The sequence below is a fragment of the Halorubrum sp. 2020YC2 genome, assembly GCF_018623055.1.
In the GTDB taxonomy this organism is placed as follows: Archaea; Halobacteriota; Halobacteria; order Halobacteriales; family Haloferacaceae; genus Halorubrum.
In genome coordinates this window covers 852,841-875,005 of the sequence record NZ_CP076019.1, presented here as the reverse complement: position 1 = coordinate 875,005, position 22,165 = coordinate 852,841, and the positions used below count along the sequence as shown (strand labels likewise).

Below are 22,165 nucleotides of genomic sequence, written 5' to 3'. Positions count from 1 at the left end.
TATGGTGAACCGACCATTCAAGTCAAACGTGGTTTCTGGTGAAATAATAGTTACGCTCTTGTGTAGCACATTGTTGATTTCAGAGAGTGGCTTTGACGGCATGTTTGAGCGCTTCTCGTCCAGGTTTGCGGTAGAGTTCTCGTCTGAGTTGGAACGCGCGGAAATACTGTGTGAGACGATCTTTTGAGATGCCTCGATGCGGCGAGAGCCACCGTCGCGCCAGCGACGCGTGGCTCTCGCACGTGTTCACGTGAACCGTCTCATCGGCGTACTCACCGTCTCCGTGAACGACGTATTCGCGGTCGAATGTTTCGTCTTCTGTAAGCGGATCGTACGCGCAAAATCCGTCGGTATAGACGGTGAGAGGCTCCTGCTGGCGGTCAGCCAGCAGGAGCCGAATCGTCGATTCGTCTGCGGATTTCGCTGGCACAACGTACCGCTGATCGGTGCCGCGATCCACGAGTACGAACACGGGCGGTTTGTCTTGCTCATACGTCCCGCGCCCGCGTCGACAGAGACCGCGAGAGCGCGACCAGCGGTCGCGCTCGCGGCCTTTCAAGCCGGCTGAGACGTAGAACTCGTCAATTTCGACTGGTCCGACGAGCTCGAGTGACGGCGCGTCGAGCGCTTCGGCGAAGCGCTCGACACGCCTGTGGATCGTTTTGTAGGTGACCTCGATTTCGCACTGTAACTGCCTGAGAGTCGTGTTAAACCGCAAAAACGCGTAGATCGAAAACAGCCACTTGCGGAGCGCGATCTTCGAATGAGCGAAGATCGTGCCGGTTTTATCGTTGAACGTGCGGCCGCAATCCTTACACAGATACCGCTGAAAGTGCCCGTAGCTGCCGTTTCTGACCGTTCGGTCAGAACGGCAGCGAGGACAAGAAACGCCGTCACGCCAGCGAACCTGTTGGAGCAGGTCCGCTGCGACCGATTCCGATCCAAACACATCTAGCGGAATCATTCGTGTCGGACACCGCTGACGCGGTGTCCTTGTCCTCTTCGACTCGATAGCGACAGCTCAGCAGTATCAACAATCTCCTACAGAAGAGCGTAATAGTTATCACTGGAGATGTAACCACGAGTGACGAAACAGTACCGGTGTATCGAAGGGAATTGTAGACGGACTTGACCGCTCCACAGAATCCAATATCTCGTATCTGTCTGAACCTATTGCGCATTGTATCTCACTCAATCACTACTACCCAGTGTTTTGATCCACGAATCGCTCCATTAAGTAAGCTACATCCGTAGGCAAACAGCGACCGCCGACAAACTGATACTGATAACATTACAACTATTCTGTATAGCCGAGTGCCTCAAGACGATCTTCAACCGTTTCATCATCAAGTGTATCGTCGACATCTTCCGGGTAAGACTCAGTTATATCGCGTCGATTCTCAGTATGAACTTCCAGCCATGGTACTTTTCGAAGCGTCGGTGTACTGAATCCCTCTGAGTGTCCCCAAACCCGCGACGTGAATGGGAATACCCGCTCACCCAGCATCTCTCCGTGATCCGCGGTGAGGATCGTCTTTCCATCAAATTGTTTAATGGCATCTTTCACAACATCCAGAACAATATCTAGTGATTCCGAGTACGCCTGACGTACTTCTTCGACGGTAACCAACTTTTCCTTCGCTGCTCCCCAGATCTGGAGGCCTTCGCCTTCGCTGCGGTACCCCTTCAGATTCACGCGCTCACGGAGTCGATCCGCTGTCGGCCCGAGATAGGGTCGGTGAGGCTGCATGAAATGAAGAATGAGACGTTTATTTGGGTACTCCTGATGTGCAGCTATCCCCGCAGCGATAACGTCTTCAGGATGAATCGTGCCTATTTCGTCGTCCCACTCGTCAATAAGGTACTCTGTTTTGAAGAACGTGTCTTCGGGAAGTCGAGTCGCAAACGGATTGCTTGTGATGTAGATGGTATCATGGAACTGTTTCCCGAGGAACGTTTCCTGCATGAACTCCCAGCTCATTTTTCCAGGAGCAGTCACGCGTTCCGCGGACCCCTCGAAGTCGTGTTGAGCTTCGAAGTAGTCTGCCCGACAGGCGTCTAGAATAAATAGATTGTCCCAGTCTTCCGACATGACATCGATGGCTGTCGTTTGTCGGTCCACGTAGTATCCGTACGACATATTAAACGGGAGGCTTAGGATCCGATGGATTTCTCGCCGGAACAGGCGTGGGTTTCGAAGAGCCCTGCGGAGGTTCTCAATAGTAAAGTGGTTTCTCATGGCCGAGTGTATCTTACCGGTCGATATGAACGTTCTGAACTCATAGCTAAAATATTACTTCACCAGTGTGGAGATCCTGTTCTCTAGTTTTTCCGTATCGACGATGATGTCTGCTCCGTCGGCTCGACAATACATCGGTTCATATTCAATTTCAAGCGTCTCAGCAAGCAACTCATACGGCTGCTTGACTTTATCCCCAAACAGTTCAATTAGCGTACAGTCCTCAGCGAAGATTATGTCGGTGAGTCCGGCACCGTGTGGGCCGACGACGATATCTGCTTGGTTGAACAACCGAACATTTTCGGCAAGTGATCGGTTCTCTAGGTGGTATCGTTTAAATCCGTAGTCAGACAGAACACCCATTACTTCCTCTTCATTAAGCACTCTGCGTTCGATAGCGTCCGAACGCGATACATACACGTTACTCTCTTCAAGCGGCTCTGATTCCGATAATACAGATTCAACGATGTCTCGTCGAATCCACTCAAAGTCTGAGGGGTGTCGCTCAGGGTAAGACGGGATCACGAGGTCTCGAATGAGATATGTTGACTCAGTTGCGTAGGCGACTTTTGACTGTGGCCAGGAGAGTAAGCGAAGCGTCTCCTCGATGAAGGGGGGCACATTGCTCGGAACGAGGAGTGTCACCTTTTGCTGGGTCGGGCTCTCGAACGCTCGTAGGTACCGGATCTTCGGAACCGTCTCGACCATCCAATGGTAGTAGTTCCGATAACGCGGCACGAGCGGCGCAACGGTATCAAGTGTCACCGACGTATCGCGAGGCGATCGACTCCTCCCGAATAGTTCCCTGAACGGAATATGTCCGTAGAACAGTTCACGTGAAAGCATCGCCATCATCGCCTGCTGTGCCTGCTCCGGTTCAGCGGCACTCTCCTCAATGATTCCGAAGCGATCAGTTAGCGCTAACCCGGTCTCGGAAAGGATTCGGCCGGTTCCGACGAGCGCGACGAACGGTTCCGCGGGGTCGTTCTGCGGCGTCGGAACTGGAACCACTTGGTTGGCATTCGCTCGTAACTCATCCCTAGAGGTCGTCTCAATGAGTTCTCTCTGTACGAGCGGATCGAACACGGCACGGCCGAGTCGTTTCCTTGTTAATAGGTCGCTGGCTGCGACGAGTGTCCGTCTAAAACCATCTTCACGTAGTTTCCGCTTTAGCTTATTGTACGAAAATTCACTCGATATCATCGCCGTCTTATTCCTTTTCTCATCGGTAGCCAAGTGCTTCCAATCTATCCTCTAATTCAGTCTCGGAGAGAGTGTTGCCCTCATTTTCAATGGGTGGATCTGCTTGGATATCTCTTCGTGTTTCTCTATCGGTAATAAACCACGGTACCTTTACGAGTTCCTCTGTGTGGACGCCGTATGGGTGGCCGTATTTTCGACGGGTCGGAATCGGTCCAAGTCGCTCGCCAACGAGGTTGCCGTGGTCGGAGGTTATTACAGACTTGCCGTTGACATCGTCAAGTAGCGACTCAACTTCTGATAATACCAGGTCAAGATTCTCGTTATATGCTTCCCACACCAATTCGAGGGGCACATTTTGCCCGTCTCGGAGTTGGTTCCAGATTCCAGGCTCGCCCGTATCATTATCGTCCATTGTCCACCCTCCACCGATCATCGTCCGGCCTTTTTCACCGATGAATGGGGCGTGAGGCTGCATGTAGTGGACGATAAGGCGCTTGTTGGGGTATTTATCATGTGCGTCACGGGCCGCCTGCGAGACGACATCTGGACGAATAGTCTGTAGCTTCTCGTCCCACTCTTCTAGACAGTTGACGACGGCGTGAAATGTATTCTCATCAAGATTTAAGCGAGGAATGAAAGGATTCGCACTAATATAGACTGTGTCATAAAATTGACTATTGAGGAAGTTTTGTTCCATGAACTCTTCGCTACTAGAACCGAGAGAAATTCGGGATTCAAGCGATCCATCCAACTCAATTCGGTCAGCAAACATCTCGTACCGGCACGCATCAAGGATTAACAGATTATCCCAGTCCTCATTCATAACTCGCGTACCATTTCCGTGACGCAGACCAAATAGAAGGTTATTCGCTTCGATAGGGAGATACCGAACCGCACTCTTTGCGGTCTCCAGCGCGCCCCCGCTGTCATATATCTGTCGCGCTTTGCGGAGATGGTGGCGCATGACACATGGTAGTCGGGTCAGAGTAATAATGCTACGGTTTTATCAGAGCGGATGATTGCTTCGTGCTATTTTGTAGTAATTATACCTTGTATCCAAGTGCTTTCAGTTGGCTATTTAGTTCATCTCTCGACATTTTTTCGTTATCAGGTTCCGCAACTGTTGGTTCGTAGGTCTCTTTATCCTCAGCAGTTGTCACGACCCAAGGGACCTTGCGGATCTGTGGATGAAGACTTCCGAGTTTGTGACCGAGAATACCGTACTCTCCAAAGCTTTCTCCATGATCTGCGGTAATAACAACTTTTTCAGCATTCAGATTATCAAGTAATGTCTCAATATCATCTAGCACGTAGCGGAGGTCACTTATATATGCCTCCCAGATACTGTCAGTATCGCCCGTCTCGTAGTAGTAGTTCCACCAGTCGTACTCATGATATTCAAGTTCGCGGCCCTCGCTTAGCGCTTGCGAGAACCAAGGTGTATGCGGCTGATGATACTGAAGAATTAGGCGGTCAAAGTCTTGTTCTCTCCCGACAGCGATTCCTCGGTCCGTTACGTATTCTGGAGGGGTGTTTCCCTCTATGTGACCGAAGGGACCTTCCTCACCAATCGTCTCAAAATTAAACAGATATTCGGCCTTTCCAAGATCATCAATGTCAACTGTCGGCATTAATCTTAGTGTCTTGAGTGGAAGTGGCCTGTTTTCTCCAGAATATTGTATTTTACTGTCAAGAATTTCCTGAACGTGGCTCTGTGCCGACAAGAAGGCCGTGTTCTGAATCTCTTTCTCGTGTGACTCGTCAAACGTCCGTGCGAGCCACTCCGCAGATGCACCTCCAACAGACCATATACTTCCTACCTCTTGAATAAAATCGTACTCGTCTGAAACCAGTTGGAGTGCGTCAACACGCGCAGTGTCTAACACAACTAGAACATCCCACTCTTGATCAAAAACATTCGTTCCAAATGTTCGAATGCTGTTTAAACCAACCATAGGAGTTCGGTATAAATAGTCAAGAATGATTTCGTCCAGAACGCGTGTCGGGTTCTTGATCCCCTTTTTTATATTCTCAAGTGTGAGTTCATGACTGGTCATATTTTGTTTAGATACCATATTTATAAAAGCGCGCCGGTCGCTCTATCTGTTCATGATGTCCTCAAAACATACAAACCCTACATTAAATGAGGATAACAACATAAGATTTTCCCGCTTTAATTCTCCAGTTATCATCAACAGATGCTAGAGCGCTACACAATTGGGAATTTAAAAAAGCTGTTTAATAATCCAGGATATATCGGCTGGGAAATCCAAAGATTACTGTTCGACCTAAAGTACTCGGGCAATGCTATTGACGTAATGAAAAAGGACTGGGACAACTTGATCGTCGTTGACGCGTGTCGATTCGACTATTTTGAGAAACATAACGAGATCCGCGGTGACCTCTCATCAGTTATCTCTCATGGAGGGTCAAGCTGGGAGTTTATGCAGGGTAATTTTGTCGGCCAGGAATTCCACGATACTGTGTATGTAACTGGAAATCCTCATACTGGAAAGCTCTCTGACGACCTTTTCCACGCTATCGATCCCTTATATCTTAACGCTTGGGATGAGGAGCACGAAACGGTACTTCCGGAACAAGTGGTTGACGCTGCCTTAGATGCGTATGAGGAGTTTCCTGATAAGCGGCTAATCGTTCACTTCATGCAACCACACCGTCCTTACCTTGGAGAGACCGCAAAGGAACTACAGCAAGACCACAATATTAGCGGTTTTAATCGAAATCTCGCGTACGGTAATGAAACATCGGATACTGCTTCTTTTTCAACGCTGATCGAAAACGGCGAGATCTCGATAAGAAAGGCTCGAAAAGCCTATGAAGAGACGCTTGATATCGTTTTAGAACAGGTAGAGACATTGATCAATAGCCTATCTGGAAAGACGGTGGTTTCTGCTGATCATGGAGAAATGTTGGGTGAGAAGATCATCCCAGCCACCAAACCCAAATTCGGCCACTCCGATGAGTACATTCGGAATGAGATCTTGTATCGAGTTCCATGGCTAGAGATACCAGCAGATGAGCGCCGTGAAGTGAAGAGTGATCCTCCCATTACATTTGATCGTGGGGGATCCGAGGTCGTTGAGGAAAGGTTACGTTCGCTTGGTTATAAATAATAAGGTTAAATAGTTCAAAAAGTCAATACGAACCGATCAACAATTTGTAATTTTTCGCTCAAAGCAGTAACTACTTATGATACAGCGAATAGCTTTATTTAACTTATGAGCCTACCTCATCGCGCATATCAGTTATTTCAGGAGGAAGGTATCGAGGCACTCATTACTGGTGGTAAAAGGAAGGCACTTGGATACATTGATCCAGTATATCAACAAGTAAAGCCACAGTATAAACGATACTCGGTTAGACCCGCAAGCGCGGAGTTTAACATGTCTCGTCGACGGCTAGGAAAGCACGATTTCGTTGATGATATCAGATCTGAGGAAAAGCTCATACGACGAATATTATCATCTGTCAGACAAGATGACGTGTTTTATGATATCGGAGCAAATGTCGGGATATATACTTGCTTGGTCGCCAGTCAGTTAGATTCAGGGAACGTTAGCGCTTTTGAACCAATACCCGAAACGTTCGAGATACTGAAGCGAAACGTCGATCGAAACGATGTCAACGCTAAACTATTCAAAATTGCGTTGTCAGATAGAAATGGATCTACCAGTATGTCGGTACGCGGACAGACAGGCCATCAATTCTCAGAGAGTGATGGGACACTCGAGATCGAGACACGGCGTGCTGATGACCTCATAGAAGACCAAGAGATCAAACCTCCAGACATCTGTAAAATCGATATTGAAGGCGCGGAGTATCTCGCGCTAAAGGGGTTCAAAAAAACATTGGCTGAATCAGATTGTCGTCGGATCTTTTGCGAAATACACACTGATAAAATCCAAGAGATTGCTGGATCAGCGGATGCCGTTGAAGATCTTCTTGATGACCTTGGTTTCAAACTTGAATATCTCGGTGACCGACGGGCAAATTACTTCGTAGATGCAACACGGGAGGTTAGTTAGTGCGACTCGCACTCGTAACACCGCGTTATCCGCCGACGCACGCCGGCGGTGGCGAGGTCAGCGCTCGACTCCTCGCGGAACAGCTCCAGCAGCGGGGTCTCGCAGACGTGACAGTCTACTCGTTCGACGGCGAGACGGAGGAAACGGTAGGCGGGGTAGAGGTGCGACGGCTCTTCGATGTCCCTCAGTACCCCTACACGCTCCCGAACGAAATCGCATACAGAAAGTTACGCGAAGCGGAGCCGGACTGTGACGTGTTCCACGCCTACAACATGCACCTCCATCCCGCGGTGGGGCGTCTCTCACGACGACTCGACACGCCGGCCGTTGCGACTCTCAACGCGTATCCGCTAATCAACTGGGCAGATATCGGGGTTACACCATCGATCCAGCGGAAGGCGTACGAACGGACTCTGCTCCGTCTTGAGCGTCCCCGCCTGAAACATCAGATGCGAAATATCGACGTCTTTCTTCCGCTAAGTAGGGCTGTCGAGCGAGTGTACCGCGATCACGGGTTCGCCGAGATGGATTACGAGGTGATACCGAACATGCTGGACGATTCCTTCGAGATCCCCGAGCGCAACGAGAGGGATACGAAGAGAACTCGGGTCCTCTACGTCGGCTATCTTCGTGACTCGAAAGGGGTCAGATTCCTCGTTGACGCGATGGAACACCTCCCTGTAACGTTTGAACTAACGATCGTCGGCGACGGACCCGAGAAAGACGCCCTCGGAAAGCGCGCGGCCGAGAGTTCGGGTCGGGATCGAATCGATCTAACAGGTAGTGTTCCGTATGAACAGGTCACCCAGGCGTACGTGAACGCAGACGTGTTCGTACATCCCGGTGTCTGGCCGGAGCCGTTCGGCCGGACGATATTGGAAGCGATGCAAGCTGGGCTCCCGGTCGTTGCGACCGAAATCGGCGGTCCTGCCGAAACCGTTCCGCAGGAAAGCCTATTATGCGAACCCGGAAACGCAGTCGAACTGGCCGAGTGTATTGAGCGAGCCGATAAGGATAGGGATCGCATCGGAGCAGAGAATAAGCGATTCGTGAGAGACCGATACCACCCCGATACGGTTGTCCCGCAGTTTGGTAGAGTGTACGATCGAGTCCAAAACAATTGATGTTTCTGTGCTACAGCTCGACGCTACTTGATAGGATATGAACGATATTAACCCAGACAGTCATAAGGTGAGCAATGAGTGACGAAGGAGAGCGTTCATCCAAATTGTCTGATCCGAACCTTGTCCTCGCCCACTGGGGCGAACACGCGAACGGCGGCGGTGACCGCCTCGCCTGGGAACTCTCGCGCGTGTTCGAAGACGCTCCCTTCTTCGTCGGCTGGCGCGATCCGACGGTCGAACCCGACGACGTCGACGCGGAACAACTCATCGACGGCCGATTTCTCAAGCGCGCGCTGGAACGCGGCGGCCTCGCGCGACAGTTCGCGCACCTGCTCGGCTGGCAGGTGGCGGAACCGCTCCGAGAGTACGACGTCCTCGTCACCAGCGGGAACGAACCGCTGTTCTACGTCCCGCCGGACGACCAGACGTGGGTGGCGTATATCCACCACACGAACCGGCGACAGTCGGACCAGATCGACGAGGTCGCGTCGGCGCGGTTCGCGTCGCTGAAGCTGCTCCTCTACTACGCGATCCGCGTCGCGTACGACCACAACACGCACAAACCGGACCTGTTCGTCGTCAACTCCGAGGTCGTGAAGCGGCGCGTCGTTCGGTACTGGGGCGTCGACGAGGAGCGCATCCGGGTCGTGTACCCGCCCGTCGAGACGGCCGCGTATTCTCCGGATGACGCCGAGACCGGGGACTACTACCTCACGCTCTCGCGTCTCGACTGGCACAAGGACATCGACGGCATCATCGAAGCGTTCGACGGCCTGGATCAGCGATTGATAGTAGCCGGCGACGGTCCCGAGCGTGAATCGCTAGAGAGGATGGCGGGAGAGAACGTCGAGTTCGCCGGGTTCGTCTCGGAGGAGCGGAAGCGTGAACTGCTCGCGGGCGCGAAGGCGTTCGTGTTCAACGGGCGCGACGAGGATTTCGGTATCGCCCCCGTCGAGGCGCTCGCCGCCGGAACGCCGCTTTTGGGGATCGACGAGGGCATGACGCGATATCAGGTCGTTCCGGGGAAGAACGGGCATCGGCACTCGCGCGAGTCCGACGGCCGGTCGATAGCCGAGTCGATCACGCGGTTCGAAAGCGAGGGAGTCGAGTGGTCGCCCGGCGAAATAGCGTCGTTCGCGGACCGATTTTCCGTTTCGACGTTTCACGAGAGAATGAAGGATACGGTCACCGAGGCGGTCGAGCGGTCCCAAACGGTTCCGGACTGGTACGACCAGTACCGATAGCTACTGGTTCGCCTTCTCCACCAGATCCGGCGTTACCATCGCGTACAGATACCCCAACCCGACGGCCGCGGTGAACGCTCCGATCGCGCCGAGCTGAGTCACCGCCGCGGTCGACGGCGACCGAACGAGCCCCTCCAGCCGGCGCGGCACGCGGTCCGTCAGCAACCACTTCAGGTAATCACCTTTAGCATCGGGCGCCTCAGGATACAGGAGATCCATCACGCGTTTGGAGTACCCCTGCCAGAACGATCGCGACACCAGCCACCGGAACTCCCCGCGGTACTCGAACAGGGTGTGATGGACGACGGCGTCCTCCGTGTACACCATTCCCCGTCCGAACTCCTCCAGCAGCCGAATCCCGACCGGCGCCTCGTGGGCCTGTAGGTGTTTATCGCCCTTCCGACCCGTGTTCGGGTCGTACCCACCGACCTCCAGAAACGCCGCTCGCCGGTAGGAGATGTTCGATCCGTACGTGTTCCGGACCTCCTCGCCGTCCTCGGCGAAGTCCGGCTCGACGCATCCCACGAGCCAGTAGAACTCCTCGGGGAAGAAATCGGGCCGCTCCCCCTGCCAGTTCGGGCGTACGTCGCCGCCGGCCGCGATCGCGTCCGTCTCCTCGTACACGTCGACGAGGCTCGCGATCCAGTCCGCCTCGGCTACGCCGTCGTCGTCGATGAACGCGACGACCTCTCCGGACGCCAGCTCCGCGCCCCGCGTCCGACTGTAGGAGATCCCCTGATTCTCGTCGTTATCGGAGATCACGACGTTCTCACGGTCGCCGAAGTCCGCGACCGCCCGCTCGTACACCTCGGGGTTACCGTCGATCACGAGCACGACCTCGACCGGGTCGTAGGTCTGTGCGAGGGCGCTCTCGACGGCCTCCGTGAAGACGTCGTAGCGGTCCATCGTGTACGTACAGACGACGACGGAGACCTTCATCGACTCCGCGTTTCCCGTCCGGATCAATAAGGATTCTGAACCGACCGCCGGCCGGGTATAACAAGCCTTATGGACGTTTTGCGAGTGACACCGTGTAATGAGCGAGCAAACCGACGCCGTCGGGGGAGACGAGGGATCTCCCCTCGACGTCCTCCAACGGTGGTACCACGTCCCGATCCTCCTCGGGGCCGTCGTGTTCATGTTGTGGACTCGCCTCCGATCGTACGGGAACTTCGTCCGCAACGGCGAGGTGTACTTCCGCGGCAACGACGCGTGGTATCACTTCCGCGAGACGAGTTACCTCCTCGAAAACTGGCCGAACACCCTCCCCTTCGACGTCTGGACCGGCTTCCCGTTCGGCCGGTCGGCCGGCCAGTTCGGGACGCTGTGGGACCACATCATGGCCGTCGGCGTCTGGATCGCCCGCCCGGTCATGGGGAGCACCGAGGAAGTCATGCTCATCATGGCCCCGATTGCCGGTGCGCTCGTCGCGATTCCGACGTACTTCATCGCGCGTCAGTTCACCGATCGCGTCCCCGCGCTCGCGGGCGCGGCGACGCTGGCGCTGTTCTCGGGCACCTTCCTCCGGTACTCGCTCGTCGGCTTCCCCGACCACAGCGCGGCCGAGGTCCTCTTCCAGAGCACCGCCGTCCTCGCGTTCCTCGTCGCGTTCGGCGTCGCGGAGCGCGAGAAGCCGGTGTGGGAACTCGTCGTCGATCGGGACTGGAACGCGCTCAAGCGCCCGACCGCGTACGCGGCCGCCGCGGGCGTCGCGCTCGGCCTCTACATGTGGACGTGGCAGCCCGGCGTGCTCATGGTCGGGTTCACCGGCATCTTCCTCGCGATAAAGATCACGAGCGACGTGCGCCACGGGACGAGTCCCGAGCCGATCGCCTTCGCTGGCGCGGTGTCGATGGGCGTCGCCGGTCTCATGCAGGTGATCCCGCTCAACAAGTTTGATTTCGGGGTCACCAGCTACTCGCTCACGCAGGTGGTCCTCCCGCTCGGCGTCGCCGTCGGCGCCGTCTTCCTCGCGTGGCTCGCCCGCGAGTGGGAGTCGCGCGACCTCGACGCGACGACCTATCCGCCCGCGGTTGGTGGACTCATCCTCGCGTCCGCGGGCGTCGTCTGGCTCACGATTCCGTCGCTGTGGTCGACGCTCGTCGGGAATCTCCTCAACACCGTCGGCTTCTCGGCAAGCGCTAGCACCCGCACCATCGGCGAGGCCCAGCCCCCGCTCCAAGAGGCCGCGTTCACCGACTTCGTCCTCGGACAGTACGGGTTCGCCTTCTTCCTCGCACTCGCCGCGATTCTTTACATCCTTGCGCGCCCGCTCTACCGCTCCGACGACACCAACCACACGCTGTACATCCCGGCCGCGCTCGCGGTCGTCGGCTCCGTCTACGCGGTCCCGCAGGCGTACGGCGCGGTCGGCGGCGTGGTCGGCGTCGACTGGCAGGTGATCGGCCTGCTCATCGCCGCTGCGTTCCTCGTCGGCGCGACGTTCCTCGTCGAGTACGACACCCAGGAGCTGTACTTCGTCGTCTGGGCGGCGTTCATCGGGAGCGCCGCGTTCACCCAGACACGCTTCAACTACTACCTCGCGGTCATCGTCGCGGTCGGGACGGCGTACTTCCTTCAGGTCGCGCTCGACGCCTTGGATCTTGCCTCGCTCGACGCCGTCCGCGATATCGAGGGCTGGCAGGTGATCACGGTGGTCGCGGTGCTCGCCGTGCTCCTCGTTCCCCTCGTCGGCGTCGCCACGCCCGTCTGGCAGGCGGGCAACGACAGCAACCCCGGCAGCGTCGTCCAGTGGGACGAGAGCCTCCAGTGGATGAACGACGAGACGCCCCAGCCGGGCGAACTCGAGGGCGCGGACAACCCCATGGAGTTATACGGCACCTACGAGCGCCCCGCCAACGGCGACTTCGAGTACCCGGAGGGCGCGTACGGCGTCCAGTCGTGGTGGGACTACGGCCACTGGATCACCACGCGCGCCGAGCGCATCCCGAACGCCAACCCGTTCCAGCAGAACGCCGGCACGGCCGCGGACTACCTGCTCGCGCCGAGCGAGGAGGAGGCCGCGGAGGTGCTCGCGAGCCAGAGCACCGAGGGCAACGACACCCGCTACGTGATGGTCGACTGGCAGATGGCGTCGCCGAACTCCAAGTTCAACGCCCCGGTCACCTTCTACAGCGGCAACGAGACGGCTCGCGACTTCAACGAGCTGCTGTACGAGCGCGTCGAGGGGCAGAACGGGCAGCAGGGCGGCCTCCGACCCGCCCTCCAGACGCGCACGCAGCGCTACCACGAGAGCCAGATGATCCGGCTCTACCAGCACTACGGCAGCGCGGTCGAGCCGGACCCCGTCGTGCTCGACTGGGAGCCGCAGACGGCACAGACCCAATCTGGCGACCAGGTCGACATCAAGGTCCTGCCGAGCGAGGGCGAGCAGGTCCGTCGGTTCGAAAACCTCTCGGCCGCGCGGTCGTACGTCGAGGAGGACGGCTCGGCGCAGGTCGGCGGCGTCATGGGGGTTCCCTCGGAGCGCGTCGACGCGCTCGAACACTACCGACTGGTCCACGCCACGCAGTCGGCCGGTCGGTCGCCGTACGCCCAGCAGGCGCAGATCCTCGCCCAGCGGTTCGACGTCGACCTCCAGGCGACGTTCGGCGAGTCGCTGTTCGGGGCGTTCAGCGACGACTTCGTCAAGACGTTCGAGCGGGTGCCGGGCGCGACCGTCGAGGGGTCGGGCGCCGAACCCGGTCAGGAGGTCGAGGCGACCGTCGAGATGGAGAAGCCGAACGGACAGACGTTCGAGTACACGCAGTACGCGACCGCGGACGACGACGGGAGCTTCGAGCTCACGCTCCCGTACTCGACGGCGGGCTACGACGAGTTTGGGCCGGAGAACGGGTACACGAACACGAGCGTCCGCGCGACCGGGCCGTACAACGTCACCACCGAGCGGACGACCGGCGACGACCTGTACACGACCGAGCGGTTCGGTCAGGTCGAGGTGACAGAGGGTCAGGTCGTCGGCACCGACGGCTCGGCGGCGACCGTCGAACTCGAAGAGCGGGTCGTCGACTGTCCGAGCGGCGACCCCGCGTGTCCCGTCGACGACGGCGGGAGCGAGGGCGGTAATAGCACGAACACGACCGACACGGCGGGGTCGCTAATCGGAGTCGAACCGTCCGAGGCGACGGCGACGACCGCGACCGCACCGAACTGACGCGGGCGCACCGAACTGACGCGGGCGCCGACCCGCGGTCGACGCAGTCGCGCGATCCCACCCTTCTTTACCGCGGCTGCGCTTCGTGCGAGCAGATGGCCGAACTCCGCGAGTGGGCGACACTGTACCTGAAGGGCGTGGCGATGGGGAGCGCCGACGCCGTGCCGGGCGTCTCCGGCGGCACCATCGCGCTCATCGTCGGTGTCTACGAGCGGCTCGTGGCCGCGATCACGGCCGCGACCCCCTCGCGGCTCCGGCGGATACTCGCGGGAGTTCGCTCGGCGGACCGCGCGGACGCGCTGACCGCGGTCCGCGAGCTCGACGCCGGCTTCCTGCTCGCGCTGGGCGCGGGGATCGCCACCGCGGTCGTCGCGGTGTTGAGCGGCGTCGACTACCTGCTCGCGACCCGCCCGGTCGCGACCTACGGCTTCTTCTTCGGACTGATCGCCGCGAGCGCGGCCGTGCTCCTCGCGGACGTCGACCTCTCGACGCCGCGCCGGAAGGCGGCCGCGTTCGGCGGGTTCGCGGCCGCGTTCCTCGCGTCCGGCTACGCCTCCGCCGCGGTCGCGAGCTCGCTGCCCGTCGTCGCCGTCGCGGGCGCGGTGGCGGTCAGCGCGATGATCCTCCCCGGCATCTCCGGTTCGCTGCTGCTCATCGTCCTCGGCCAGTACGACTACATGGCGGGGACAGTGGGGCGGTTCGTCGACGGCGTCGTCGCGCTCGCGCTGGGCCGGGGCGCGGGCGGGGTCGTCGAGACCGCGCCGGTCGTCGCCGCGTTCTGCGCCGGCGGCGTCGTCGGACTGGTCACCATCGCGCACGCCGTCCGGTACGCGCTCTCCCGCGCCCGCGCCGCGACGATGGCGTTCCTCGTGAGCCTCGTCGTCGGCGCGCTCCGCGCGCCCCTCGTCGAGACGACGGGCACGCTGGTCGAGACCGGCGAGTCGTGGCGGGCGGCCGCGCCACGGTTCGCGCTCGCGGCGCTCGTCGGCGCCGGCGTCGTGCTGGCGTTGAATCGCTACTCCGCCGCTATCGAGTACTAACAGGCAGACTCAATCGCAACCACGCGAGGAAAGTGACGATGCGCTACCGGCCCGGCAGATCTGCGGGACCGGTGACGATATGCGGGTCGTCTCCTGCGGCTTCGCGCAGCTCCCGGCGGCGTTCTTCGACCCCTCGCATCTCCTCCGGGTGGTCGTGGTAGTACGCGAGCGCGTGGTAGACCTTCGAGACGGTGAGGTCGAAGCGGTCCGCGACCGTCTGCGCGTCAAGGCCGCGATCCTCCACCAGCGCGTGGATGTGGCGCACGGTGATTCGCCGGTCTCGAATGTGCGGCTCGTCGTGTATTCCGGACTCAGAACCCGAGACGACGGCGTTCATCTGCCTCGACATACCGACAGCTACCGGCGTAGTGGCCTTTATTCTTTGCTGGCGCGATCGGTCGCCGAGCGTATGTCGCGACTGAAATCGGGCGGTTCGGTGCTGTTGAGTTCCTATTGTTCGAGTGAACTGCCTCGGGGTCAAGCCCCGGGGCACTCGGCCCGCTCCGCCTGTAGATTTTCCCGTGGAGTTATGTTCTATGTGGCCATGACTCATAGTACAGGGGAATGCCGGCTCCGCAGCCGATCGAGTTGAACCGCGCTGTCCCGTGTGGTGATATTCGCGGTCCGTGACGAAGAGTGTCCCGACGGGTGGTTCTACGGGTCCCAGTACTACCACCCGGAGACGGGCGAGCTGCTCCGGTACGACGACGCGCACGATGACGACGATCTCGGCTGGCATCACCGACACGTTCGATTCGGTGAAGACACACAGATCGGGTTCCACGGACTCGCAGCACACGTGACTCGGTTTCTGAACGAAATCGCGACGATGGCGGACATGAAGACCACCCATGAGTGACCCCGACCACGACGGCTGGCCTGACAAGTACAGCGACCCTCGCGAGCGGCCGCATCCCGACGTGCTCCGCGTCACGGTCGAGTCGTTCGACGAGGCGTTCGAGGACACGCGGGACGCGGTCGACGCGGTCGCCGACGGAGAGCCCCGGCCTGCGGTAGTATCGTTCGCGACGGTCGGCGAGCTGCGGAAGATTCTCACCGACCGGCGGATCGGTCTCCTTCAGGCGCTGATGGATACCGACGGCGCCGCAGAGAGCATCAGCGCGCTCGCAGAGTCGCTCGACCGCGACTATAAGACTGTTCACGACGACGTCACCCTCTTAGCGAAGTACGGTATCGTGTTCCTCGTCGAGGATGACGGCCGTGCGAAGCAGCCGTACCTCCCATACGAGCGCATCCGCCTCGACGTCGAACTCACCGGGAGCGACACCGGCGAAGAACCCGCAACGGCCTGACCGACCGGGTCGGCCCATATGGCTCGCAACGCCTTTTCGGCTCCCGGGCGTACGGTCGCGTATGGTCCAGATGGAATCCGACTCGGCGCTCGACCGCGGCGACGCCGCGCCCGACTTCGAACTGCCCGGCGCGGACGGGGAGACGCACGCGCTCGACGACTTCACGACGGACGCGCTGCTCGTCGTCTTCACGTGTAACCACTGCCCGTACGCGAAAGCGAAGATCGGCCTCCTGAACGACCTCGCTGCCGAGTACGACGACCTCGCGGTCGTCGGGATCAACCCCAACGACGCGGACGAGTACCCCGCGGACTCCTTCGAGGCGATGCGCGAGGCGGTCGCGGACGGCACCGTCGCGTACGACGCGTACCTCCGCGACGAGGCCGGCGAGGTCGCGGCCGCTTACGACGCGGTCTGTACCCCCGACCCGTTCCTCTTCGGCCGCGAAGACGGCGAGTGGCGCCTGCGCTACCACGGGCGCCTCGACGACGCGCTCAACCCCGACGACGAGCCGACAGAGTTCTATATTCGCGACGCAGCCGACGCTGTGCTCGCGGGCGACGAGGTCGAGATTCCTGACCGACCCTCTCGGGGCTGCTCAATCAAGTGGCCGGACGCCTGATTCGCCGCTCGGTCGCCCGCCCGGGGCGCCGACACCGAATCGGCGTTCCCACAGAGACGGCTTAACAAGGGTCCGGACCGAACGGATGGTATGAGCATGAAAGGCGACGAGCCGGACCTCCACGAGATCGACCGCTACGACGGTGGCGTCGGCTGGATCGCGTATCCCGACGAGACGATGGAGCGCGCGAGCCACGCGTTCGCGGTCGGGAACGACGAGACGGGCGAAGACGAGGTGTGGGTGGTCGACCCGGTCGACGCGCCCGGCGTCGACGACCTGCTGGACGAACTCGGAACGGTCGCGGGCGTCGTGGTCGGGCTGGACCGCCACGTGCGCGACAGCGGGGAACTCGCCGCCCGCCACGACGCCCCGGTGTACGTCCCCGAGTGGATGACGGGAGTCGCGGAGGAGTTGGGACCCGACGTCGAGGTCGAGCGGTTCGGCTCGCGGCTCGCGGACACCGGCTTCGAGGCGGTCCGGATCCGGGACTCCTCGCTCCCGCCGTGGCAGGAGGTCGGGCTCTTCGACGGGGAGACGCTGATCGTCCCCGAATCGCTCGGTAACGCCTCCTACTTCCGCGGCGACCGCGAGCGCCTCGGCGTCCACCCGATGCTCCGGCTCACGCCGCCGACGGCGGCGCTCTCTGGACTCGACCCCGAGCGCGTCCTGGTCGGCCACGGCGTGGGCGTCCACGAGCGCGCGGCCGTCGCGCTTGAGGACGCCCTCTCCGACTCGCGCCGGAAGGCCCCCGGACTGTACGCGAAGACGCTCACGTCGGCGCTACCGTTCTGAGCGCGGGCAGGGGCCGGAGACGGCCGCCGAACCCGGCGGTCGAACCGTGCGTGACCTTTTGACCCCCCGGGCCCTATCGACGGTCGAATAGTGATACACGTCACCCGCGACCTGTTGACCGTGCTCCGTGAGCGCGCCGCCAGCGAGGACCCCGACGAGGTGAACGTCCGCCTCTCCGCGACGGCCGCCGGCGAGTTCGAGGCCGACCTCGGACTCGACCCGGAGACGCCGGTGGTGACCCACTTCACGCTCCCGTCCGTGGGTGGCTCGGTCAACTCCGTGTTCGGCGTCGACCTGGGGACGCCGGCCGGCGAGGGGGGCGCGCGGTTCCTCTCGCACCCGGACGGGTTCCTCGGCGTGTCGCGGACCGACGACCTCGCGGCCGTGGTGATCGTCGCCGTCCCGCCGTACGACGACGACTCCGTCGCCGCCTTCGATCGGTCCGGAGACGGTCTCGAACTCGCCGTCGTCGACGCGGCCCCGCCGACCGAGTCCGTCCCGGAGTGAGCCGATCCGGCCGCGAGCGAGTCCCCGGAGCGTCCCGAGGCGCGGAGAACAGGGGTTTCAAGCCGCCGGAGGGAATACACCGCGGCGATGGCAGCACGGCCACCGGGCGGCGGCGATACGAAGGAGCCGGAGGCGATCGAGTTCGGCATCGCGGCGCTCGACGCGCGGCTCGACGAGGCGGAGGTGTCGTTTCCCGCGACGGCCGCGGAGCTACGCGACGCGCTCGGAGACGAGGAGGTCCCGTACGACGCACAGGGGCGCTCTCTCGCGCTCTCGGACGCGCTCGACCGCGTCTCCAAGCGGGAGTTCGAAAACGAGACCGCGCTGCTGGACGCGCTCTACCCGGTGTTCGACGAGGCGCGCCGCGAGGAGCGGGGCGTGATCGCCAGCCTCCGCGACGCGTTACCGTTCTGATCGGGACCGTCGGTGACGGCGAGAACGCGCGGCAGCGAGTCCGGTCCGCCCCCTCAGCGACTCTCCGTGCGGGCCTCTATTTCGCCCGACTCTTCTTCCGACTCCCCGGCGTCGTAGCGCTCGATGACGTCGTTGACTAAGACGACGTCTCCGACGGCGCGAACCCAGCGGTACGGGACGATGACGCCGGTGGAGCCGCCGACCTGTCCGGCGAACAGCTCGTGGTTGAGTTCGGCCAGCGCGAGGCCGGTGACTGTGCGGGCGTCCAGATCCAGCTGGATGTCCTCGACTTCGCCGACGAAGACGCCGTTGCTGGAGTACACCTCGCGGCCGACGAGCGACGTGATCTCTTCGGGGGCTGCGTTCATACTCGATACGGTCACGAGCGCGCGTAATAAGCGTTCGTTGTCGAACGACGCGCGTCGGACAACCTCCGCTCCCGCGGGTCGGCCGCCATCTCGCTCCCGCGGGTCGATCGCTCCAGCTCCGCCGCCTCACTCCCGCGGCGCCACGACTTCGATCGGGTGTCGCGGGGACGAGTCCAGCAGCGCGTCGAGCTGTTCGGTACAGGACGTGCCCGGCGCGACGACGGTGCGGTCGGTGTCCCCGAACTGCTCGCGGAGCGGCTCCCCGACGTCCATGCTCAGCTCGTAGTAGTCGCTCTTGTAGCCGAACGAGCCGGCCATCCCGCAACACTCCGTGTCGGAGACGCGCACGTCGTAGCCGAGCCGCTCGAAGGTCGCGGTCGCGTACTCGCTCACTTCGACCGTGCGGGCCTGACAGTGCGGGTGGTACGCGATCCGCTTCCCGGCGGCCACCGGGCCGGTGCCCTCGCTCGGCGCGCGCAGCGCCGCCGGGTCGCCGCCGTTCTCCAGCAGGCCGAAGACGTACTCCATCACGTCGTAGCTCGCGTCCGCGAGCCGCTCGTACGACTCGCGCGGGAGGAACCGCTCGTACTCGCGGCGGAACGTCGCGAGGTCGCTCGGCTCGATCACCACCACGTCGCGCCCGGCGTCGACGTGGCTCGCCAGCCCGGCGTACACGTCCTCGGCGGCCGACTCGGCGGTCGCGATCATCCCCTGCGAGAGCGGCGGGCGACCGCTCCCGGGGAGGTCCGGAACCGCGACGCGGACGCCGAGCGCCTCCAGCGCCCGGACGGTCGCCTTCCCGCGCTCGACGTCGACGTAGTTCGTCGCGGTGTCGGGGTAGACGACCGCCTCGCGGGTCGTCTCGTCGGCCGGGACCGCCGGGCCGCCGCGGGCCTCGAACCACTCGACGAGCGACTCGCGCGCGAACTCGGGGAGGTCGCGGCGGCGGTCGATCCCGGCGACCCGCTCCGCGAGCGCGCGCAGCGGGCCGGCGTTCGCGAGCCGGTTCGCGACCGGTGCGGTCCTGTGCCCCCACTCCGCGAGCGTCGCGTAGTTGCCGACCAGTCGGGTGGCCAGATCGAGGCCGCCCGGCTCCTCGTCGGGGACCAGCTCCTCGAACGCCCAGTCGAGCTGGCTCGGGTCGGCCTCGCCGCGGTTGATCCGGTCGCGGACCGCGGTGTTGATCCACGGGATATCGATGCCGACCGGACACGCCGGGACGCACCGCGAGCAGCCGGTACAGAGGTCGTTGAACTCGGCGGCGGTGTCGAGCCCCTCGATTCCCGCCTCCCAGCCCGTGGCGATGCCGCCGGAGTACGTCTCGCCGCCGAACGCGTGGCCGCCGACGCTCTGGAAGTTCCCGCAGGCGTTCGAGCAGGCCGAACACCGGATACAGTACAGCGTCTCCTTCAGCTCCTCGTCGTCGCGCATCGCCATGCGCCCGTTGTCGATTAAGACGAGGTGGAACTCGCGGTCGGACTCCGAGCCGTCGGCCAGCGGCGCCCCGTCGTCCGCGAAGTCGGGCACGGGCGAGTTCACGGGCGGCGTGAGCGTCGAGATGTAGGAGGTCACGTCCTGCCCCGTCCCCGACCGCCCGATCAGCTCGACGAAGGGGGAAAAGTCCTCGACGGTCGGGACGAGCTTCTCGACGCCCGCGACCGCGACGTGGGTGTCGGTCGCGGTCACCGTCTTCCGGGCGTTGCCCTCGCTGGTGACCAGAAGCATCGTTCCGGAGTCGGCCGCGACGAAGTTCGCACCGGTCATCCCGAGGTCGGCGTCCTCCACGAGGTCGCCCAGCCGCTCGCGGGCGAACATCGTGAGCTCCTCGGCGGTCTCGGGCGGGTCGTCGAGGTCGAACCGCTCCGCGAACAGCTCCGAAATCCCCTCACGGGACTTGTGGATCGCCGGGGCGACGATGTGCGACGGCTCCTCGTCGGCCAGCTGGAGCACCCACTCCCCGAGGTCGGTCTCGACGACCTCCACGCCGTCGCCCGCGAGCGCGTCGTTCACCTCGATCTCCTCGGAGGTCATCGACTTCGATTTCACCGCGCGCTCCGCGCCGCGCTCGGCCGCGACCTCGCGGATGTACCGGTTCGCGTCGGCCGCGTCGTCCGCGAGGTAGACGGTCCCGCCGTTCGCCTCGACCGTCTCTCTCACCTCGTCAATGAGCTCCGGGAGCCGCTCGATCGCGTCCTCCTTGATGGAGCGCGCCTCGTCTTTCAGCGCCTCGTAGCCGTCGAGGCGACCGGTCGACTCGTAGCGCCCCTCGTTGAACCCGCGGGTGTTGGCCGCGACCGCGTCGCCCTCGGTCGCCAGCAGCCCGCGGATGCGCTCGGCCTTCGTCTCGCGGTCGAGGGCGTCCGCCTCCGCGGCGCCGGCGCGGTCGGCGGGACCGCCGGGGTCGGCGTCGCTGCTCATCGGTCTACCTCCGCCTCGTCGTCGAAATCGTCCCGCAACAGCACCACGTGGACCTCCTTCGGCCCGTGCGCGCCGTGGACGAGGCCGCCCATGTCCGCGGTGGCGCTCGGCCCGGTCGCGAACACCACGTCGACCGACTCGTCGCGCGCCCGCGGGCCGAGCCACTCGAAGGCGTCGGGCATGTCCGGGACGAGGTCGCGCTCGCGGAGGACGACGACGTGGCGGTCGACGAAGAGGCTCACCGGCTCCGTCCCGGCCGGGTCGGCCTCCAGCGCGACGCTGCCGTACTCGGCCACGCCGAGCGACGCCGCCGTGACGCCGGTGTGGGCCGCCCGGAGGGCGGCGGTCGTCGGGTCCGTCTCCACTCGGTCCGGCAGCGCCGCGGGCGAGTCGACGAACCCGTCCGGTCCCGAGCGCGCGAGGGGAACCCCGACCGCCGGCTCGCCGGCGGCCGCGTCGATCATGGCCGCGCACTCCGCCGGCGGCCCCGCGGAGACCGCGACGCCGAGGTCGTCGAGCCGACCGGTGAACGCCGACGTGTCTGCGAGTGTCATGAACGATTGTTCGCCGGACGGCATATGGGTGTTGCGGCCGTTCTCGGGGCGCAGAACCGTCGCCCGAGGGGGCCGTCGGCGGCGCGTCTCGAACCACCGAGTTCCCG

Annotated in this window: 22 protein-coding genes; 12 read left to right on the top strand and 10 right to left on the bottom strand. The window is 61.6% G+C overall.

Going from position 1 to position 22,165, the window contains the following annotated elements; all coding sequences use genetic code 11:
* Positions 1 to 79: 79 nt before the first annotated feature.
* The 5 genes from KI388_RS04315 to KI388_RS15230 all read right to left on the bottom strand — a co-directional run bounded on the left by KI388_RS04315 (position 80) and on the right by KI388_RS15230 (position 5,499).
* On the bottom strand, positions 80 to 964 hold the full coding sequence (locus tag KI388_RS04315) for an IS1595 family transposase (RefSeq protein WP_215088143.1): 885 nt from the start codon (positions 962 to 964) through the stop codon (positions 80 to 82).
* Positions 965 to 1,297: 333 nt separating this feature from the next.
* On the bottom strand, positions 1,298 to 2,239 hold the full coding sequence (locus KI388_RS04310) for a hypothetical protein (RefSeq protein WP_251133206.1): 942 nt from the start codon (positions 2,237 to 2,239) through the stop codon (positions 1,298 to 1,300).
* Between the two features lie 54 nt (positions 2,240 to 2,293).
* The gene (locus tag KI388_RS04305; RefSeq protein ID WP_215088142.1) at positions 2,294 to 3,325 is read right to left on the bottom strand and encodes a glycosyltransferase family 61 protein; all 1,032 of its coding nucleotides are present in this window, start codon (positions 3,323 to 3,325) and stop codon (positions 2,294 to 2,296) included.
* 136 nt (positions 3,326 to 3,461) lie between these two features.
* Positions 3,462 to 4,406, bottom strand: a complete 945-nt coding sequence (locus KI388_RS04300) for a hypothetical protein (RefSeq protein ID WP_251133205.1) — start codon at positions 4,404 to 4,406, stop codon at positions 3,462 to 3,464.
* Positions 4,407 to 4,485: 79 nt separating this feature from the next.
* Positions 4,486 to 5,499, bottom strand: coding sequence for a hypothetical protein (locus KI388_RS15230; protein WP_251133204.1), 1,014 nt, complete (start codon positions 5,497 to 5,499; stop codon positions 4,486 to 4,488).
* A gap of 141 nt (positions 5,500 to 5,640) precedes the next feature.
* Here KI388_RS15230 and KI388_RS04290 point away from each other — a divergent pair, with 141 nt between their 5' ends.
* From KI388_RS04290 to KI388_RS04275, 4 genes are all read left to right on the top strand, one after another.
* Positions 5,641 to 6,576 (top strand): hypothetical protein, encoded by a 936-nt coding sequence (locus tag KI388_RS04290; protein ID WP_215088141.1) that lies wholly within the window; start codon positions 5,641 to 5,643, stop codon positions 6,574 to 6,576.
* A 105-nt stretch (positions 6,577 to 6,681) separates the two neighbouring features.
* Entirely contained in the window at positions 6,682 to 7,488 is an 807-nt protein-coding gene (locus tag KI388_RS04285) for an FkbM family methyltransferase (protein ID WP_215088140.1), read from the top strand.
* Positions 7,488 to 8,612 carry a glycosyltransferase family 4 protein gene (locus KI388_RS04280; RefSeq protein ID WP_215088139.1) on the top strand — a complete coding sequence of 375 codons (1,125 nt, stop codon included), beginning with the start codon at positions 7,488 to 7,490 and terminating at the stop codon, positions 8,610 to 8,612. Before KI388_RS04285 ends, KI388_RS04280 begins: the two co-directional genes overlap by 1 nt.
* 74 nt (positions 8,613 to 8,686) lie before the next feature.
* On the top strand, positions 8,687 to 9,856 hold the full coding sequence (locus KI388_RS04275) for a glycosyltransferase (protein ID WP_215088138.1): 1,170 nt from the start codon (positions 8,687 to 8,689) through the stop codon (positions 9,854 to 9,856).
* Here KI388_RS04275 and aglG read toward each other — a convergent pair whose 3' ends face one another.
* Positions 9,857 to 10,795: a glucosyl-dolichyl phosphate glucuronosyltransferase gene (gene aglG / locus KI388_RS04270; RefSeq protein ID WP_215088137.1), complete on the bottom strand. Its 939-nt coding sequence runs from the start codon at positions 10,793 to 10,795 to the stop codon at positions 9,857 to 9,859.
* 97 nt (positions 10,796 to 10,892) lie between these two features.
* Between aglG and KI388_RS04265 the strand changes: the two genes are divergently transcribed.
* Together KI388_RS04265 and KI388_RS04260 are read left to right on the top strand one after the other, a co-directional pair.
* Complete coding sequence (locus tag KI388_RS04265) at positions 10,893 to 14,030, top strand: oligosaccharyl transferase, archaeosortase A system-associated (RefSeq protein ID WP_215088136.1); 3,138 nt, start codon at positions 10,893 to 10,895, stop codon at positions 14,028 to 14,030.
* Between the two features lie 95 nt (positions 14,031 to 14,125).
* Positions 14,126 to 15,070 (top strand): DUF368 domain-containing protein, encoded by a 945-nt coding sequence (locus KI388_RS04260; RefSeq protein ID WP_215088135.1) that lies wholly within the window; start codon positions 14,126 to 14,128, stop codon positions 15,068 to 15,070.
* A gap of 43 nt (positions 15,071 to 15,113) precedes the next feature.
* Here KI388_RS04260 and KI388_RS04255 read toward each other — a convergent pair whose 3' ends face one another.
* A complete protein-coding gene (locus KI388_RS04255; RefSeq protein WP_215088134.1) occupies positions 15,114 to 15,419 on the bottom strand; it encodes a DUF433 domain-containing protein in 306 nt (101 codons plus the stop codon).
* Positions 15,420 to 15,680: 261 nt separating this feature from the next.
* Here KI388_RS04255 and KI388_RS04250 point away from each other — a divergent pair, with 261 nt between their 5' ends.
* From KI388_RS04250 to KI388_RS04225, 6 genes are all read left to right on the top strand, one after another.
* Positions 15,681 to 15,929 (top strand): DUF6516 family protein, encoded by a 249-nt coding sequence (locus tag KI388_RS04250; protein ID WP_251133203.1) that lies wholly within the window; start codon positions 15,681 to 15,683, stop codon positions 15,927 to 15,929.
* Complete coding sequence (locus KI388_RS04245) at positions 15,922 to 16,383, top strand: hypothetical protein (protein WP_215088133.1); 462 nt, start codon at positions 15,922 to 15,924, stop codon at positions 16,381 to 16,383. Before KI388_RS04250 ends, KI388_RS04245 begins: the two co-directional genes overlap by 8 nt.
* Before the next feature lie 61 nt (positions 16,384 to 16,444).
* Positions 16,445 to 17,005 carry a thioredoxin family protein gene (locus tag KI388_RS04240; protein WP_215088132.1) on the top strand — a complete coding sequence of 187 codons (561 nt, stop codon included), beginning with the start codon at positions 16,445 to 16,447 and terminating at the stop codon, positions 17,003 to 17,005.
* Positions 17,006 to 17,101: 96 nt separating this feature from the next.
* Positions 17,102 to 17,797, top strand: coding sequence for a hypothetical protein (locus KI388_RS04235; protein ID WP_215088731.1), 696 nt, complete (start codon positions 17,102 to 17,104; stop codon positions 17,795 to 17,797).
* 90 nt (positions 17,798 to 17,887) lie between these two features.
* Positions 17,888 to 18,304 (top strand): hypothetical protein, encoded by a 417-nt coding sequence (locus KI388_RS04230; protein WP_215088131.1) that lies wholly within the window; start codon positions 17,888 to 17,890, stop codon positions 18,302 to 18,304.
* A gap of 87 nt (positions 18,305 to 18,391) precedes the next feature.
* Positions 18,392 to 18,718: a hypothetical protein gene (locus KI388_RS04225; RefSeq protein WP_215088130.1), complete on the top strand. Its 327-nt coding sequence runs from the start codon at positions 18,392 to 18,394 to the stop codon at positions 18,716 to 18,718.
* A 53-nt stretch (positions 18,719 to 18,771) separates the two neighbouring features.
* Here KI388_RS04225 and KI388_RS04220 read toward each other — a convergent pair whose 3' ends face one another.
* The 3 genes from KI388_RS04220 to KI388_RS04210 form a co-directional block, all read right to left on the bottom strand.
* Positions 18,772 to 19,086 (bottom strand): PRC-barrel domain-containing protein, encoded by a 315-nt coding sequence (locus KI388_RS04220; protein WP_215088129.1) that lies wholly within the window; start codon positions 19,084 to 19,086, stop codon positions 18,772 to 18,774.
* A 126-nt stretch (positions 19,087 to 19,212) separates the two neighbouring features.
* Positions 19,213 to 21,504 carry an LUD domain-containing protein gene (locus KI388_RS04215; protein WP_215088128.1) on the bottom strand — a complete coding sequence of 764 codons (2,292 nt, stop codon included), beginning with the start codon at positions 21,502 to 21,504 and terminating at the stop codon, positions 19,213 to 19,215.
* Positions 21,501 to 22,058, bottom strand: coding sequence for an LUD domain-containing protein (locus tag KI388_RS04210; RefSeq protein WP_215088127.1), 558 nt, complete (start codon positions 22,056 to 22,058; stop codon positions 21,501 to 21,503). Before KI388_RS04210 ends, KI388_RS04215 begins: the two co-directional genes overlap by 4 nt.
* Between the last annotated feature and the right edge of the window lie 107 nt (positions 22,059 to 22,165).